This is a genomic window from Prevotella sp. 10(H), assembly GCF_000711235.1.
GTDB lineage: Bacteria > Bacteroidota > Bacteroidia > Bacteroidales > Dysgonomonadaceae > Dysgonomonas.
Genome location: NZ_JOMI01000004.1, coordinates 358077 through 374979, shown reverse-complemented (window position 1 = coordinate 374979; position 16903 = coordinate 358077). Strand labels below are relative to the sequence as shown.

Annotated in this window: 13 protein-coding genes, 2 tRNA genes and 3 rRNA genes; 15 read left to right on the top strand and 3 right to left on the bottom strand. The window is 41.9% G+C overall.

Annotation, left to right across the window (positions count from 1 at the left end):
• The 9 genes from K348_RS0110760 to rrf all read left to right on the top strand — a co-directional run.
• A partial coding sequence (locus K348_RS0110760; RefSeq protein ID WP_029904966.1) for a type I asparaginase occupies nucleotides 1-970 on the top strand: 970 nt, incomplete at its 5' end.
• Between the two features lie 282 nt (nucleotides 971-1252).
• Nucleotides 1253-1435, top strand: coding sequence for a YkgJ family cysteine cluster protein (locus K348_RS19400; RefSeq protein ID WP_231496775.1), 183 nt, complete (start codon nucleotides 1253-1255; stop codon nucleotides 1433-1435).
• A 12-nt stretch (nucleotides 1436-1447) separates the two neighbouring features.
• On the top strand, nucleotides 1448-1894 hold the full coding sequence (locus tag K348_RS19500) for a phospholipase A (RefSeq protein WP_051697774.1): 447 nt from the start codon (nucleotides 1448-1450) through the stop codon (nucleotides 1892-1894).
• Nucleotides 1860-2390 carry a phospholipase A gene (locus K348_RS18780; RefSeq protein ID WP_051697773.1) on the top strand — a complete coding sequence of 177 codons (531 nt, stop codon included), beginning with the start codon at nucleotides 1860-1862 and terminating at the stop codon, nucleotides 2388-2390. Before K348_RS19500 ends, K348_RS18780 begins: the two co-directional genes overlap by 35 nt.
• Before the next feature lie 395 nt (nucleotides 2391-2785).
• Nucleotides 2786-4311, top strand: a 16S ribosomal RNA gene (locus tag K348_RS0110745).
• A gap of 198 nt (nucleotides 4312-4509) precedes the next feature.
• Nucleotides 4510-4583, top strand: a tRNA-Ile gene (locus K348_RS0110740).
• A gap of 55 nt (nucleotides 4584-4638) precedes the next feature.
• Nucleotides 4639-4712, top strand: a tRNA-Ala gene (locus K348_RS0110735).
• A 241-nt stretch (nucleotides 4713-4953) separates the two neighbouring features.
• Nucleotides 4954-7845, top strand: a 23S ribosomal RNA gene (locus tag K348_RS0110730).
• 166 nt (nucleotides 7846-8011) lie between these two features.
• A 5S ribosomal RNA gene (gene rrf, locus K348_RS0110725) occupies nucleotides 8012-8120 on the top strand.
• Together the 16S, 23S and 5S rRNA genes with 2 tRNA genes alongside form the textbook arrangement of a ribosomal RNA operon.
• Before the next feature lie 232 nt (nucleotides 8121-8352).
• Here rrf and K348_RS0110720 read toward each other — a convergent pair.
• Both K348_RS0110720 and K348_RS0110715 read right to left on the bottom strand, forming a co-directional pair.
• On the bottom strand, nucleotides 8353-9591 hold the full coding sequence (locus tag K348_RS0110720) for a glycoside hydrolase family 88 protein (protein WP_029904965.1): 1239 nt from the start codon (nucleotides 9589-9591) through the stop codon (nucleotides 8353-8355).
• A 65-nt stretch (nucleotides 9592-9656) separates the two neighbouring features.
• Nucleotides 9657-10733 (bottom strand): aldose epimerase family protein, encoded by a 1077-nt coding sequence (locus tag K348_RS0110715; RefSeq protein WP_029904964.1) that lies wholly within the window; start codon nucleotides 10731-10733, stop codon nucleotides 9657-9659.
• Nucleotides 10734-11152: 419 nt separating this feature from the next.
• Between K348_RS0110715 and K348_RS0110710 the strand changes: the two genes are divergently transcribed.
• The 6 genes from K348_RS0110710 to folK are packed head-to-tail and all read left to right on the top strand — an operon-like array spanning nucleotide 11153 to nucleotide 15449.
• A complete protein-coding gene (locus tag K348_RS0110710; RefSeq protein ID WP_029904963.1) occupies nucleotides 11153-12031 on the top strand; it encodes an ABC transporter permease in 879 nt (292 codons plus the stop codon).
• Between the two features lie 3 nt (nucleotides 12032-12034).
• Nucleotides 12035-12292, top strand: a complete 258-nt coding sequence (locus tag K348_RS0110705) for a DUF3098 domain-containing protein (RefSeq protein WP_029904962.1) — start codon at nucleotides 12035-12037, stop codon at nucleotides 12290-12292.
• Between the two features lie 20 nt (nucleotides 12293-12312).
• Complete coding sequence (locus K348_RS0110700) at nucleotides 12313-13164, top strand: undecaprenyl-diphosphate phosphatase (RefSeq protein WP_036930432.1); 852 nt, start codon at nucleotides 12313-12315, stop codon at nucleotides 13162-13164.
• A complete protein-coding gene (gene truB / locus K348_RS0110695; RefSeq protein WP_029904960.1) occupies nucleotides 13164-13853 on the top strand; it encodes a tRNA pseudouridine(55) synthase TruB in 690 nt (229 codons plus the stop codon). The genes K348_RS0110700 and truB overlap by 1 nt, the downstream gene beginning before the upstream one ends.
• 60 nt (nucleotides 13854-13913) lie before the next feature.
• Nucleotides 13914-14963, top strand: coding sequence for a tRNA preQ1(34) S-adenosylmethionine ribosyltransferase-isomerase QueA (queA, locus tag K348_RS0110690; RefSeq protein ID WP_029904959.1), 1050 nt, complete (start codon nucleotides 13914-13916; stop codon nucleotides 14961-14963).
• The gene (gene folK, locus K348_RS0110685) at nucleotides 14964-15449 is read left to right on the top strand and encodes a 2-amino-4-hydroxy-6-hydroxymethyldihydropteridine diphosphokinase (RefSeq protein ID WP_029904958.1); all 486 of its coding nucleotides are present in this window, start codon (nucleotides 14964-14966) and stop codon (nucleotides 15447-15449) included. It begins immediately after the preceding gene.
• Here folK and K348_RS0110680 read toward each other — a convergent pair.
• A complete protein-coding gene (locus K348_RS0110680; protein ID WP_029904957.1) occupies nucleotides 15446-16900 on the bottom strand; it encodes a glycoside hydrolase family 10 protein in 1455 nt (484 codons plus the stop codon). The genes folK and K348_RS0110680 overlap by 4 nt on opposite strands.
• Nucleotides 16901-16903: the final 3 nt, after the last annotated feature.

Here is a 16903-nt window from a genome sequence, read left to right as displayed (position 1 = left end):
TTTTGCACATCTAAACAGCCATTTGCCCGAATTGCAACGCTTTAGATTCCATGTCGATCATATCGTATTCGATCCGGTTATCGATTCTTCGGATATCACACCGGAGCATTGGAAGAAAATAGTATATGTCATTGAGAGTAATTATAATAAATATGACGGCTTTGTAATTCTTCACGGTACTGATACTATGGCCTATACAGCATCGGCGCTTAGCTTTATGATCGAGAATCTTCATAAGCCTGTTGTTCTTACCGGTGCACAACTGCCGATCGGTAAATTACGTACTGATGCTAAAGAAAACCTTATTACGGCTCTTGAGATTGCTGCAGATAAAGATGTTTTGGGAAATCCTATTGTGCCCGAAGTGTGCATATTCTTTCAGAATGACTTATTGAGAGGCAACAGGACAACCAAAGTAAATGCAGATAACTTCAATGCATTCAAATCATATAACTACCCCAATCTTGGAAAATCGGGAATACAGATAAGGTACGACCGCAAGGTTATCCACCAGCCCGATTATGATAAGAAAACGGTCTTTCATTACTTTCTCGATACTCGTATAGCTACATTGAAGTTATTTCCGGGTATTAGCCCTCATACGGTAGAGGCTGTTTTAATGCAGAAGAATATTAAAGCAGTTATTCTCGAAACATACGGATCGGGAAATGCACCCCTATCCTCTTGGTTTATAGATTCTATACGCGAAGCTGTCAAAAGAGGCATAGTTATCGTCAATATCACTCAGTGCAATACAGGTATGGTAGATATGCAGCGATACGAGACAGGTCGCGAATTACTGAGAGCCGGCGTTATCAGCGGTTCGGATGCGACATTCGAAACAGCCGTAGCTAAATTGATGTTTCTCATAGGCCACAAATATAGCAAAGAAGATATTCAGATACGGATGCGGGTACCGTTAATAGGTGAAATAACACGTTTCGAAGACAGGGTTAATGAAACGATATGAGAACCTGCGGCTTTTAGCCGAAAAAGCACAACCATCGTTTCTGCAATATTACAAGAAGAATAAGAAACGTTTGGCAAAAATGGATACCGAAGTTCAGGAAATACATGATGAAGTATCCGATGAAATTGATTGCCTGTTATGCGCTAACTGTTGCAGGACATTAGGGCCTGCTCTCTATGATAAAGATATCGAACGTATGGCAAAGGCTTTGAGAATAAAGCCGGCTGAGGTTGTATCTTCGTATCTTAGAATAGATGAAGACGGGGATTATGTTTCAGAAGTATGCCCTGTTCTTTTTTACTTCCCGATAATTATTGCTCCATATATGAATCCCGGCCTAAAGCCTGTCGGGAATATCCTCACACCGACCGAAAAAAGTTTGAACAAATTTTCAAACTAACTGTTAAAAATACAGAAACTTGCCCGATAGCATACGAGGTGCTACTTCGGTTGGTGAAAAAATGATTAATAGAATATATGAAGAGTTTTTATCTCTTGTTGGCGTTAATATTCTTAGCGCTCACTTCACTACATGCACAGAATGATACAGTTCAGCAGGATACGATTACTGTAAATAAACATACTTCTGATACAACCAAAAGTGTCAAGGAGTTTATCTCACATCAAACAGATGCATTGATAGGTTCGGTGTTTGGGCCTTCTAAGCAGCTAAGTAATGCCGACAGCATCGTAAACAAATTTGATTCACAGCCTTCTTTTGGGATTTACAAGGATAACTATTTTGTGCTCGGAACCGAAATGTTCCATAAGCCTACAAAATACAATTCTGACGTTAAATTTCAGATCAGTGTGATGCACAGGATTACGAATAGTACACTCCCATTGAAAACATATTTGTTTTTAACCTATACTCAAAAAGCTTACTGGGATGTTTTTCAGGATTCTTTCCCTTTTCGGATTTAAACTTCAATCCAACTTTGGGCTTGGAAAAGCTTTGGTCCGGAATAATCGATTCCTTGGTACTATAAATATGCAGTTTGAGCATGAATCGAACGGAAAGGATGGAGATGCTTCCCGTAGCTGGAATAAGATATCATTTGGTAGTTACTTAACTCTGAACGACCGTATGACATTCCAGACAAAATTATGGATTCCCATAGTTGACGGATCCAATAATAAGGATATTGTTCATTATTCGGGATGGGGATTATTCGCTTTTGACTACTCCAGTGCAAAAAGGAAATACAATATAGGAGCTGTTGTTACTAAAAGAGGAGGTGCGAATTTGAGTGCTAATATCGAGCTCAATTTTTCGATTCGTCTTTTTAGTGACGATAATCAATATCTCTTTCTTCAATACTATAATGGGTACGGAGAATCTATGCTCGATTATAAACAATACAGACAACGGATTCGGCTGGGATTCGTAATTAAACCGAATTTCTTCACGATATATTAGAAGAATATTCAGACTGCAATATTCTTATTTATAGAGCATTGAAAAATTACTTTATTTTTCTTTGTTTTTTCTTCGATAAATATTTGGAGATAGATAAATAAAATACATATCTTTGCACCCGCTTTGATACTCAGCGGCGGCTGATTTAAGAGATAAAAAGCTTAGATATTTGATATAACAAATCAGTTATATAAAAAGTTTTAGAGCGAGATAGCGATCTTTGATAAAATGACAACAGAAGATAGAGTGTAGTACAGGAATGCTAATTAATAATTAACAATTAATAATTAGCAACAAGATACTAGAGATAGTATCAGGGTATTACCGTCAATTAGATTTAGGATATAAGTTTAATGAAAGAGGACAGGATCAGAAGGTATAAAAAGAAAGAATATACAAAGAAGAGTTTGATCCTGGCTCAGGATGAACGCTAGCGATAGGCCTAACACATGCAAGTCGAGGGGCAGCACGGTGTAGCAATACATTGGTGGCGACCGGCGCACGGGTGAGTAACGCGTATGCAACCTACCTACAACAGGGGCATAACCCGGAGAAATCCGGACTAATACCGCATAAAACAGGGGCTCCGCATGGAGATATTTGTTAAAGATTTATCGGTTGTAGATGGGCATGCGTTCCATTAGCCAGTTGGTGAGGTAACGGCTCACCAAAGCAACGATGGATAGGGGAACTGAGAGGTTTATCCCCCACACTGGAACTGAGACACGGACCAGACTCCTACGGGAGGCAGCAGTGAGGAATATTGGTCAATGGGCGAGAGCCTGAACCAGCCAAATCGCGTGAAGGAAGACTGCCTTATGGGTTGTAAACTTCTTTTATAGGGGAATAAAAAGGCTTACGCGTAAGCTATTGCATGTACCCTATGAATAAGCATCGGCTAACTCCGTGCCAGCAGCCGCGGTAATACGGAGGATGCGAGCGTTATCCGGATTTATTGGGTTTAAAGGGTGCGCAGGCGGGCTATTAAGTCAGCGGTGAAATTTTCAGGCTCAACCTGAACACTGCCGTTGAAACTGGTAGCCTTGAGTGTGGATGAAGTAGGCGGAATTCGTTGTGTAGCGGTGACATGCTTAGATATAACGAGGAACTCCGATTGCGTAGGCAGCTTACTAAGCCATAACTGACGCTCATGCACGAAAGCGTGGGGATCAAACAGGATTAGATACCCTGGTAGTCCACGCCGTAAACGATGATTACTAGTTGTATGCGATATACCGTATGTGACTAAGCGAAAGCGATAAGTAATCCACCTGGGGAGTACGCCGGCAACGGTGAAACTCAAAGGAATTGACGGGGGCCCGCACAAGCGGAGGAACATGTGGTTTAATTCGATGATACGCGAGGAACCTTACCCGGCTTGAAATGCAGAAGAATAACGAAGAAATTTGTTAGCCAGCAATGGCTTCTGTGTAGGTGCTGCATGGTTGTCGTCAGCTCGTGCCGTGAGGTGTCGGCTTAAGTGCCATAACGAGCGCAACCCACATTATTAGTTACTAACAGGTCAAGCTGAGGACTCTAATAAGACTGCCGGCGTAAGCTGCGAGGAAGGTGTGGATGACGTCAAATCAGCACGGCCCTTACGTCCGGGGCGACACACGTGTTACAATGGGTGGTACAAAGGGCAGCTACCGGGCGACCGGATGCCAATCTCCAAAGCCACTCCCAGTTCGGATCGGAGTCTGCAACTCGACTCCGTGAAGCTGGATTCGCTAGTAATCGCGCATCAGCCATGGCGCGGTGAATACGTTCCCGGGCCTTGTACACACCGCCCGTCAAGCCATGGAAGCTGGGGGTATCTGAAGTGCGTAACCGCAAGGAGCGTCCTAGGGTAAAACCGGTGACTGGGGCTAAGTCGTAACAAGGTAGCCGTACCGGAAGGTGCGGCTGGAACACCTCCTTTCTGGAGACCTGTCCGAAAAGGTAATACTTTAGAAAGTATTGCACTCTGTCGAAGTTGTTATAAAAATATAACTCAGTTACGAGTTACCAGTTATAAGTTACCAGTATTTAAAATTACTGATGACTGCTAACTGTTAACTGCTAACTGACAAGAGAAACCAGGAAGCTGACAGCTCAGTTTCAGGGAGAAAGTAAAGCCAGTCCTATAGCTCAGTTGGTTAGAGCGCTACACTGATAATGTAGAGGTCGGCAGTTCAAATCTGCCTGGGACTACCGCGATGCGATAGCATCGCAATTAGCAAATGTACCAATTAGCTAATTGACAAACGGGGGATTAGCTCAGCTGGCTAGAGCACCTGCCTTGCACGCAGGGGGTCAACGGTTCGAATCCGTTATTCTCCACAGATTTAATTATGAATTAAGGATTATGAATAAAGAGTATTATCACTCGTAACTTGTAACCCGTAACTTGTAACTAAAAAGAAGATCTTTGACATGATGTAAAACAAGAGCAAGTAAAGAAAAGATTAGAAATAATCTTCTCAAACCCACAAACCAGTTAACAGCTTGCAGTTAACAGCTAACAAGTATCAGTACTTGTAACCTGTAACCTGTAACTTGTAACTGTTTTGAAAAAAGAATAAAGAAAGTAGGAAAGGGCACATGGGGGATGCCTAGGCTCTCAGAGGCGAAGAAGGACGTGATAAGCTGCGAAAAGCTGGGGGGAAGTGCAAATAACTTTTGATCCCCGGATCTCCGAATGGGGCAACCCAGTAACTGAAGAAGTTACTACACTGATTAATCAGTGAGCTAACCCGGGGAACTGAAACATCTAAGTACCCGGAGGAAAAGAAAATAAAAATGATTCCCGAAGTAGTGGCGAGCGAACCGGGAAGAGCCCAAACCAATAATGTTTAGGCATTATTGGGGTTGTAGGACTGCGTCGTGGCACGACCTGTTGGAAGTAGAACGTTTTGGAAAAAACGATCACAGAGGGTGACAATCCCGTATACGACTCCGACAGTAAGCCTAGCAGTATCCTGAGTAGCGCGGGACACGAGAAATCCTGTGTGAATCTGCGGGGACCATCCCGTAAGGCTAAATACTCCTGAGAGACCGATAGTGAACCAGTACCGTGAGGGAAAGGTGAAAAGCACCTCGAACAGAGGAGTGAAACAGACCCTGAAACCATGTGCCTACAAGCGGTCGGAGCACGTAAGTGTGACGGCGTGCCTTTTGCATAATGAACCTACGAGTTACTCTTACTGGCAAGGTTAAGAACTAGGAAGTTCCGAGCCGAAGCGAAAGCAAGTCTTAACAGGGCGATTTTAGTCAGTAGGAGTAGACGCGAAACCAAGTGATCTACCCTTGGGCAGGTTGAAGGTTAGGTAACACTAACTGGAGGACCGAACCGGTAAGCGTTGAAAAGCTTTCGGATGACCTGAGGGTAGGGGTGAAAGGCTAATCAAACTTGGAGATAGCTCGTACTCCCCGAAATGCATTTAGGTGCAGCCTCGGCTTATAACTTATGTCAGGTAGAGCGACTGATTGGATGCGAGGGCTTCGCCGCCTATCAAGTCCAGATAAACTCCGAATGGGCATAAGTGATTACCGGGAGTGAGGGCATGGGTGCTAAGGTCCATGTCCGAGAGGGAAAGAACCCAGACCATCAGCTAAGGTCCCCAAATACATGTTCAGTTGAATTAACGAAGTATGACTACCAAGACAGCTAGGATGTTGGCTTGGAAGCAGCCATTCATTTAAAGAGTGCGTAACAGCTCACTAGTCGAGTGGTCGTGCGTGGATAATAATCGGGCATAAACATGTTACCGAAGCTATGGGATAAAATATTATCGGTAGGGGAGCATTCCACTCCGCCTTGAAGGCAAAGCGTAAGCTTTACTGGAGCGTGTGGAAAAGCAAATGTAGGTATAAGTAACGATAAAGGAGGTGAGAAACCTCCTCGCCGAAAGACTAAGGTTTCCTGATCAACGCTAATCGGATCAGGGTAAGTCGGGCCCTAAGGTGTAGCCGAACGGCGAAGCCGATGGACGAACCGGTTAATATTCCGGTACTGTTATACAGAGTGAAGTGGGGACGCAGGAGTGACACTGTTGCCAAGTGACGGATTACTTGGTTAAAGGAAGTAGACGTTGATTCCGGTAGGCAAATCCGCCGGGAGAGTTGAAACTGATAGTACTACAATCCTTCGGGAGCGTAGATAATACAGGTAAACAGACTGCCTAGAAAAACCGCTAAACGCTAATCTGTCTAGCACCCGTACCACAAACGGACACACGTAGTCGGGTTGAAAATACTAAGGCGCTCGAGCGATTCACAGTTAAGGAATTAGGCAAAATGACCCTGTAACTTCGGGATAAAGGGTGCCGGCTGAAAGGTCGGCCGCAGAGAATAGGAGAAGGCAACTGTTTAACAAAAACACATGGCTGTGCAAATTTGAAAGAAGAAGTATACAGTCTGACACCTGCCCGGTGCTGGAAGGTTAAGAGGAGAAGTCATGGCTTTCGGGTCAGAAGCTTTGAATTGAAGCCCCAGTAAACGGCGGCCGTAACTATAACGGTCCTAAGGTAGCGAAATTCCTTGTCGGGTAAGTTCCGACCTGCACGAATGGTGTAATGATCTTCTCACTGTCTCAACTGTGATCTCGGTGAAATTGTAGTATCGGTGAAGATGCCGATTACCCGCGATGGGACGAAAAGACCCCGTGAACCTTTACTATAGCTTTACATTGACGTTGGGCACTTGATGTGTAGGATAGGCCGGAGGCCGTGAAGCAGGCACGCCAGTGTTTGTGGAGCCACCCTTGAAATACGGCCCTTTGATTGTTTGACGTCTAACCCGCAGTTGCGGGAACAGTGTATGGTGGGTAGTTTGACTGGGGTGGTCGCCTCCAAAAGAGTAACGGAGGCTTCTAAAGGTGTGCTCACGACGATTGGTAACCGTCGGCAGAGTGTAATGGTATAAGCACGCTTGACTGAGAGGCTCACAAGCCGAACAGGTAGGAAACTAGAGCATAGTGATCCGGTGGTTTCAGTATGGAATGGCCATCGCTCAAAGGATAAAAGGTACTCCGGGGATAACAGGCTGATCATTCCCAAGAGCTCATATCGACGGAATGGTTTGGCACCTCGATGTCGGCTCGTCACATCCTGGGGCTGGAGCAGGTCCCAAGGGTTGGGCTGTTCGCCCATTAAAGTGGCACGCGAGCTGGGTTCAGAACGTCGTGAGACAGTTCGGTCTCTATCTATCGTGGGCGCGGGATATTTGCGGGGATCTGACACTAGTACGAGAGGACCGTGTTGGACGCACCCCTGGTTCACCGGTTGTTCCGCCAGGAGCATCGCCGGGTAGCTAAGTGCGGATCGGATAAGTGCTGAAAGCATCTAAGTACGAAGCCGGCCTCAAGATAAGATATCCATTAAGGGTGGTTGTAGACTACGACCTAGATAGGCTACAGGTGTAAAGGCAGCAATGTCATAGCCGAGTAGTACTAATTGCCCGGACGCTTTCTAAAAGGAGCTGTTAGCTTATAGCCCAAAGCCATTAGCTAGCAGCCCAGGACAAAACAACGGTTTGAACAGATAATCATAATCGAACCTTTACTTACTCTTTTACATCGTGTTAACATACACGATTGATAATTATTAATTGTTCATTGATAATTATTAATTGCATGTTATTCAGGTGGTTATAACACCGGGGTTCCACCTCTTCCCATTCCGAACAGAGAAGTTAAGCCCGGTCGTGCCGATGGTACTGCGAAAGCGGGAGAGTAGGTCACCGCCGTTTTAAATCGAGAGTCCTCTTATGTGATATGAATCATAAGGGGACTCTTTCGTTGGGGGATAAGAGATAAAGGGGAGTACTTTAGAAGGGGGTTCCCTTTTTCATTTAGATATAATATCGGGGTGTATCTGTTAGTGGAAACAAGCATCTACTTTGTTTTTTTGCAGCAGGACTTTTCTTTTACGTCTATCCTTTTTTATGATCTAATCTCCCCTCAAGAAAAATATAGTGAGCTCTATCCTACAATCTTTTTGTATTTAACTAAAGATTCTAGAAAATAATAATCGGCATACACCAAAGGAACATCTATTTCAGCATGGTTTGGAATATTGCCAACACAATGCATCAATAAAAAATCACCGTTAGTCCCTGACTGTGCTCTATATTCAGAGGATGCCAGATTTTTTAGCATTTTTATTGCTATTTCGGTATAATCTTCATTCTTTGTGTATTTCCCCAAGTCGAATAAGGCAGAACAAGCTATTGCGGCAGCCGATGCATCTTTGAGATTTGTTGCGAATTTTATTTTGTTGGTAGAGTCTCCTTTCGGAACATAGCTTTTTTGCCCAAAATTAAGGTCCCATACTGGAATCAAATCTTCAGGGAGATGCTTGATATAGAAATTCATGATTTTTGTTGCTGCATCCAGATAAGTCTGATTTTTAGTTTCATTGTACATCATTGCAAAACCGTATGCAGCCCATGCCTGTCCACGTGCCCATGCAGAATTGTTGCTTAATCCCTTTGAACTTGCTCTGTGGAGTACTCCCCCTGTTATAGAGTCGTAGCATATAACATGATAACTACAGAAGTCTTCCCGGAAATGATTTTTTAGTGTTGTATTAGCATGATTTATTGCTATTTCTTTTAACCGTTTATCTCCTGAAAGTTTCGATGCCTCGAGCAATAATTCCAGATTCAGCATATTGTCAATGGATACAGGATAATGCGATTCTTCACCGTCCCAAGATTTGTGATAATCCCAAGATTTTATAGCTTTTACCGTATCATTGTAGCGGGTCGCCAAAGAGTAAGCGCTCTGGATAATAATATCCTTATATTCGTCTTTGGGAGCCAACCGCAAAGCATTTCCATAGCTGTAATAAATCATGAGGCCTATGTCATGGTGCTTTGTAAATGTCTTCAAAGGTTCCTGAGAGATTGTCCACTTTTCCGCTTCGTTTTTCCACACAGAATCATTAGTTAATTCATATAGATGCCAAAGTGAACCGGGAAAGAATCCGGATGTCCAGCTATCTCTGTTTCTGGTTATCACTTTACCATCACTATCGATTGAGTGAGGGTAGTTTTTACCAGTTGGGTCTCCTATATTTTTCAACATATCGCTAGTCTGCCTCGTAGCGAAATCTATATTTTCGGAAATGAATTGTTTTATTTCTTTTTTGCCATTACACGAAGTGGCCACGATAATAGCGAATGCGGATATAAAAATTAGACGGAGGAATATCTTCATCAATATGTATAGTTAGATGTAAAAAGAGGTGGCAGCATGCACTGCCACTTTATCGAACATTAGACTTATTTCTTCACTGAAAAAGCATATATACTTTTACTTTTGAATGTTTCTCCCGTACGAAGTATCACACTCGGATATTCGGGTTTATTGATACTATCAGGGAAATGTTGTGTTTCAAAGCAAACTGCTGCACGCATCGGATAACGGTGCCCGTGCTTTCCTTCAAAATTACCACTCATCCAATTTCCTGTATATATCTGCACGCCCGGTTCGGTTGTAGATATATCCATTTTGATTCCTGTTTTCGGTGAATAGCATTCTACAGCGAGATCACATTCTCCGTCTTTCTTATCCAATACCATTGTGTGGTCATAACCTTTGCCGAAATCAAGTTGCTGAAAATCGTCTTCTATCCTTTCCCCTATTGCGTGAGGAGTGGTGAAATCGAACGGTGTCCCTTTTACAGTCTCCGGTTTGCCATACGGAATAGCTGTATCATCGGTTGGAAGATAGTTAGAAGCATACATAGTTAAGATATGATCGTTTACACTCTGATCCCCTTCACCCGATAAATTAAAATAAGAGTGGTTTGTAAGATTTATAATGGTCGTTTTATCTGTGGTAGCTTCATAATCTATAATGAATTCATTGTCGTCAGTTAATTTATAGATCATTTTTACATTCAGGTTGCCGGGAAAGCCTTCCTCTCCGTCATTCGAAAGATATACCAGTTCCAAAGTCTGATTATCTAATTGTTTTGCATCCCAAACCACGGCATTAAAGCCTTTAAGCCCTCCGTGAAGATTATTCGGTCCGTTATTGATAGCCAGTTTGTAAGTAACTCCGTCTAGAGTAAACTGCCCTTTTGCAATACGGTTTCCTGTACGTCCACATACGGCCCCGAAATAAGGCTCTTCGGAATTGAGGTATTCATTGAGATTATTATGTCCTAAAACAACGTCTGTCAATTTCCCGTTTTTATCAGGTACTGATAAAGATACAATTTTACCACCATAATTAATAACCGTTACTTCTGCACCATTATTATTAGTAAGTACATACATCTTAACTTCTTTATTATCAACTTTGCCGGAGAAGTTGGCAGGTGTTAATCCCGATTTGGTTTGATTTGTTTGCATGATATTATTTTAATGTTAGTTTCAGGTCTTTCAGAATATTCAGACAGTAAAAAATGTCTTTTGCATACTAAAATGTTAAATACAAATATACGATAATATTTTAATGCGGCGATTGCTCTCTTTATGACATATAACTTTATCAATATTAAAAAAACAAAAATAACATCTGATGAAAAATCTTTAAGGCAATAGATGATCTAAACGTTTATAATTATAAAACTAAAATGAAGTATTTTTATCAAAACATAAGCCGTAACTTTACTGTTTTACTGAATAAGATACTTATTCAGCGAAAAAGAGGATTCTAATTATTAAAAAAAACAAAAATAGTTCTAATACATGTATTTATTTTGTTTCTTTGCAGCGAATTTGGGTGTAAAATACCCGCATGTAGGGGCCATTAATTGTCTTAGTACAAAATGTCAAATAAACGACAACCAAAAACAATATCTTTATTTACCTCGGGGGTAATTTCTACTATAAGTATTACACTCGTGCTTTTCCTGCTCGGACTCACTGTCTTAATAGGTTTTACAGGTAAAGGACTTGCTTCTTATTTTAAAGAGAATATAGGTATTTCTATCGAGTTGACGGGCGATATGAATGCTGAAGCGCTCAGGAAGACGAAAGAGAAAATAGAATCCAATCCGTATGTGAAGTCCACTACTTACATCAGCAAGGAGGAAGTAAAAGAACAACTGATAGAAGATCTTGGGGGAGATCCCGAAGAAGTACTGGGATATGATCCTTCGCGAAGCTATTTCGATGTGTTTATAAAATCGGAATATGTTAATGCGGACAGTATTAAGAAAGTGGAAGCCAGTTTTAAGGATTTCAAACTCACCAAGGGTTTATCTTTTAAAGAAGAAGATATAGCAAAAGCAAATGAGAATTTGTCGAAAGTAGGCTCCATATTGCTTATCCTTGCTTTTATCCTGATAGTGATATCTTTTACATTAATAAGGAATACCATACAATTAAATATATATTCGAAACGTTTCATTATAAATACCATGCAGCTCGTAGGAGCTACTAACGGATTTATAAGGCGTCCATTTATATCGAAAATGGTTTTGTCGGGTATTGTCGCTGCCATATTTGCAAATGTAGCCATAACGGCAGTTGTGTATTATTTTACAAACGAATATCCCGAACTGATAAGTATTATTACTATGACCGAATTATTGCTGGTATATACCTGTGTTATTATTTCAGGAATTATAATAACTGTATTGGCTACTATTTCGGCAGTAAACAAATACTTAAGAATGACAACGAATAAACTTTATCACGTCTAAAATATGGATAAGAAAGATTTTGCGTTTGGCAAACAAAACTATATCATTTGTGCAGTGTCAGTTTTGCTCATCATTGTAGGATTTATATTGATGACCGGACCTGCTTCTACTGTGGAGGGCGGATTTGAGCCCGATATCTTCAGTACGAAGCGTATTGTAGTTGCGCCTATGGTTTGTTTCGCAGGCTTTCTGCTTATGATTGTGGGGATACTATATCCACGCAAAAAAGAAATGCCTGACGAAAAGAAGGAGCAGAACTAATATCAAAACTATAAATCGGAATGAGTATTATTGAAGCAATTATTATTGCTATTGTAGAAGGGCTGACCGAATTTTTGCCTGTATCTTCAACAGGTCATATGATTATCGCCCAGAGCCTCTTAGGAGTCGAGAGTAACGAGTTTGTAAAGGCATTTACGGTAATTATCCAGTTTGGAGCCATTTTGTCAGTTATTGTATTGTATTGGAAGCGCTTTTTCCGCCTGAGAGAAGTGCCGGAATCAGCAAAGACAAGCAAGCTTAATTATTTTTTATATAAATATGAGTTTTACTGGAAACTCTTAGTCGGTTTTATTCCGGCTGCAATACTGGGTTTGCTGTTTAATGACGTAATAGATGAATTGCTCGAAAGCGTATTGGTAGTATCTATTATGCTTGTGCTCGGAGGTATACTCATGCTGTTTGTGGATAAATGGTTTGGCAAACCCGAACAAGGCGAGCAGGAAATTACTTATAAGAACGCCTTTATAATCGGTTGTTACCAATGTATAGCAATGATACCGGGGGTATCGCGTTCTATGGCAACTATTGTAGGCGGTATGAGCCGAGGACTGAGCCGTAAGAATGCAGCCGAGTTCTCATTCTTTTTGGCTGTACCGACTATGGCTGCAGCAACAGGTTATAAGTTGCTTAAGCTTATCATGTCGGATACCGGATTTGAATTATTAAAGGATAACATAGGGGTACTGATAATCGGCAATGTAGTTGCTTTTATTGTAGCATTGCTGGCTATAAAGTTTTTCATAGGATTTGTAACAAAATACGGCTTCAAGTTGTTTGGTTGGTATCGTATTATAGTCGGCGGCATCTTACTTGCTCTGTTACTGTCCGGACATGAGTTAACGATCATATAATGGATTTTATTTCTGGGGAGGTCTTATACGTAAATAAGCCGCTTAATTGGACATCGTTTACTTTGGTACGAAAATTGCGTAATAAGATATGTCGCAAATTAGGTGTCAAGAAACTGAAAGTCGGACATGCCGGAACGCTCGACCCGCTTGCAACAGGGGTAATGATTATTTGTACCGGTAAAAAGACTAAGCTGATAGAGTCGTTTCAGTATCAGACAAAAGAATATGTTGCTACCATTAAGCTCGGAGAAACAACGCCGTCTTTCGATCTGGAAACAGAAACAGACGCAACGTATCCAACAGAACATATAACCAGAGAGTTGGTTGAAGAAACACTAAAGCAGTTTATTGGTGAAATACATCAGGTTCCGCCTGTATATTCAGCTTGTAAGGTCGACGGTAAACGTGCCTACGAGTTTGCTCGGGAAGGACAGGAAGTAGATTTGAAGCCTAAATTGCTGGTAATCGACGAAATTGAACTTTTGGATTATAATATGCCCGAAATAAAGATCAGGGTAGTTTGCAGTAAAGGTACATATATCAGGGCGCTAGCCCGTGATATTGGTCTGGCACTAAATTCAGGTGGACACCTGACAGCTTTGGAGCGTACCCGGATAGGGGATATCACTCTTGAGCAATGTATATCCGGAGAGCAGGTAGAAGAAGCCATAGATGCGATTATTAGTTAGGATATAACATCCTTTATGTTCGTAATTTAAACTTGTAACTAAATAATTTATATATAGAATATGAAACTTTCTCAATTCAAATTTGATCTGCCTGAGGAATTGATAGCCTCTCATCCTGCAAAGAACAGGGACGAATCCCGTTTGTTGGTTGTCAATCGTAAGACCGGAGAAGTTGAGCATAAGATTTTTAAAGATGTCATTGATTATTTCAATGATAAAGACGTATTTGTCTTTAATGATACTAAAGTATTTCCTGCAAGGCTTTATGGGAATAAAGAAAAGACAGGGGCTACTATCGAAGTGTTTCTGTTAAGAGAACTGAATGAAGAATTCCACCTGTGGGACGTGCTTGTAGATCCTGCACGTAAAATACGTATTGGTAATAAGCTATACTTTGGCGACGATGATTCTATGGTTGCCGAAGTTATCGATAATACAACTTCACGCGGGCGTACGCTTCGTTTTTTGTATGACGGGCCTAGTGAAGAATTCCGTAAGGCATTATACGCTTTGGGAGAAACCCCGATACCGAAATACCTGAACCGTGGAGAAGAGAAGGAGGATAAAGAACGCTATCAGACGATTTTCGCAAAGAACGAGGGTGCTGTGGTTGCTCCTGCTGCCGGATTACATTTTAGCCGTGAAATGCTGAAGCGTATGGAAATCAAGGGTATTGATTTTGCATATATTACTCTGCATTCAGGACTTGGTAACTATCGCGATATAGATGTTGAAGACCTCACTAAGCACAAAATGGACTCGGAGCAGTTAGTGATTACCGAAGAAGCAACAGAGCATGTAAACAGGGCTAAAGATGCCGGTCATCGCATTTGTGCGGTAGGTACATCAGTTATGCGGGCTATCGAGACAATCGTCAGTACAGACGGACATCTGAAAACAAATGAAGGCTGGACTAATAAGTTTATTTTCCCTCCTTATGAGTTTGGTGTTGCCGACTCGATGATAACCAACTTCCATTTGCCGCAATCGACATTGTTGATGATGACAGCTGCGTTCGGTGGCTACGACCGTATCATGGATATATATGATTTGGCAGTGAAAGAGAAGTACCGTTTCGGTACATATGGTGATGCAATGCTTATAATCTAAATGTTACTTGATAAAGGAATTACGTACGACGTTTTCCTCGGACTAGGCTCCAACTTAGGAGACAGGGGGGAAAACCTCAATCGTGCAATAGATAAGATAGAAGAGCGGATTGGTGAAGTACTCACTACTTCCGCTTTTTATGTGACTGATCCTGTCGGCTTCCAGTCTGATAATCAATTCCTGAACGCTGTATGCGAAGTGAAGACCAGCCTTCGGCCCATGGAATTGCTACAGAGGACTCAGGAGATCGAGCAAGATATGGGACGTACTTCCAAAACGGAGAATCATACTTTCAGAGACCGCATTATCGACATAGATCTTCTCCTTTTCGATGACAAAGTTTTCGAGAATGAGAAGTTAGTAGTTCCGCATCCGCATTTACATGAGCGGGCTTTTGTCCTGCTACCTTTGGCTGAGATAGCCGGGGATTATGTACATCCTGTTTTGCACAAAAGCATCAATCAGCTCAAGTCGGAATTAGACTAGTGTTCTTCTTCCGAATGCACGAAGAATGCCGGGAAGCACACAAGGCTTTCATTGTGATACCTGTCTGAAGTCGTTACAAAATAATAGTATCCGAATTCTCCTACCGTTACGGGAAAAGAATAGCTGGTTTTCCGCAGTCCGGTTGCCAGCAGATTGAATCCGTTATCAGTGTCTACATTCTCAATAGAAGAAGCGTATATATTATATGTAAAGTTTTCATTATTATCGGGAGCATCCCATTTTATATTCAGATACCCATCGCTATCCTTATATACCGACAGATTTTGCGGAGAGCCGGGCTTAGTATTATCCAGCCATGTCAAGGGCGGTAATTTTGCAGGCGTAGAATTGTAAACCCGTATAGAATCTTTTATACCTTTCAGATTACTCAATACATTTCCAGTCCTGAAATAAGCAAGTCCCGGCACTTTATTATCACGGATATATTTCATTTGATTGGTTATATCCTGTATAGGCCAGCTTTGTTCGTCCATCTGGTAGACACCTAATCCCGGTACGACAATCCGCCCGCCACAGTTCTCTACCCAGTCGTCTACAAAGGGATAAAACCTATGGTCACGGTAATACATCATCGGGAAAACCAGATCGTGTTTACCGCTTTTCATCCAGTGCCCTGCATCCTGAAAGACTGTTTCGTAAGCTGTCCAGCCGTCATTCGGCGCAATATGGTTCAGTACTCTGTATCTGCCGAGCGGAGAACTGCTTATCTGTACCCACTTCTTAGCTGACTTCACATTGTCATATACTTCACTGACAAGATCAGTTATATTTTCTCGTCGCCAGTCGTACAGGTCTTTTCCTTTGCCGTATTTCTTGTAAGTATCATCATCCGGAAATTTGCGGTTATTGCTCGGGTAGCGTATATAGTCGAAATGAATGCCGTCAATGTCGTAATTGCTGACTATTTCGTCTACTATCGATAGTATCCGTTTCTTTGTTTCAGGTCTTCCCGGATCGAGATACCATGTACCGTCCACCAGTTTGTAGTAATCGGGTTTGCTGTCGTTAATCACTGCTCTTCTTCTCTTCCCCTTTCCGGTATATCTCACCCTGGCTTTCTCCATTGTGAAAGTAACCAACCATGCATGACATTCCATGCCCCGCTTGTGGCATTCTTCAATTGCAAACGCCAAAGGGTCGAAGTTTTCCGAACTATTAAAGAAAGAACTTAAAGGTTCTATTTTCGATCGATAGAAAGTCTTTCCCTGTGCTCTGGCCTGAAAAAGTACGACATTAAAGTTTAACTCCTGTAACTCGTCTAATATTCTGCACAGTTCTTCTTTCTGACTGCTGACACTTGTACCCTGTTTAGGCCAGTCGAGCCCCCAGTTGGTAGTGAGCCACACCGCCCTTACTTCTGCAGCAGGTTTTTGGGAATAACAAAATTGAATAGAAAGGAAGAATATAAATAGAGCTTTGAATATTTTCATGTT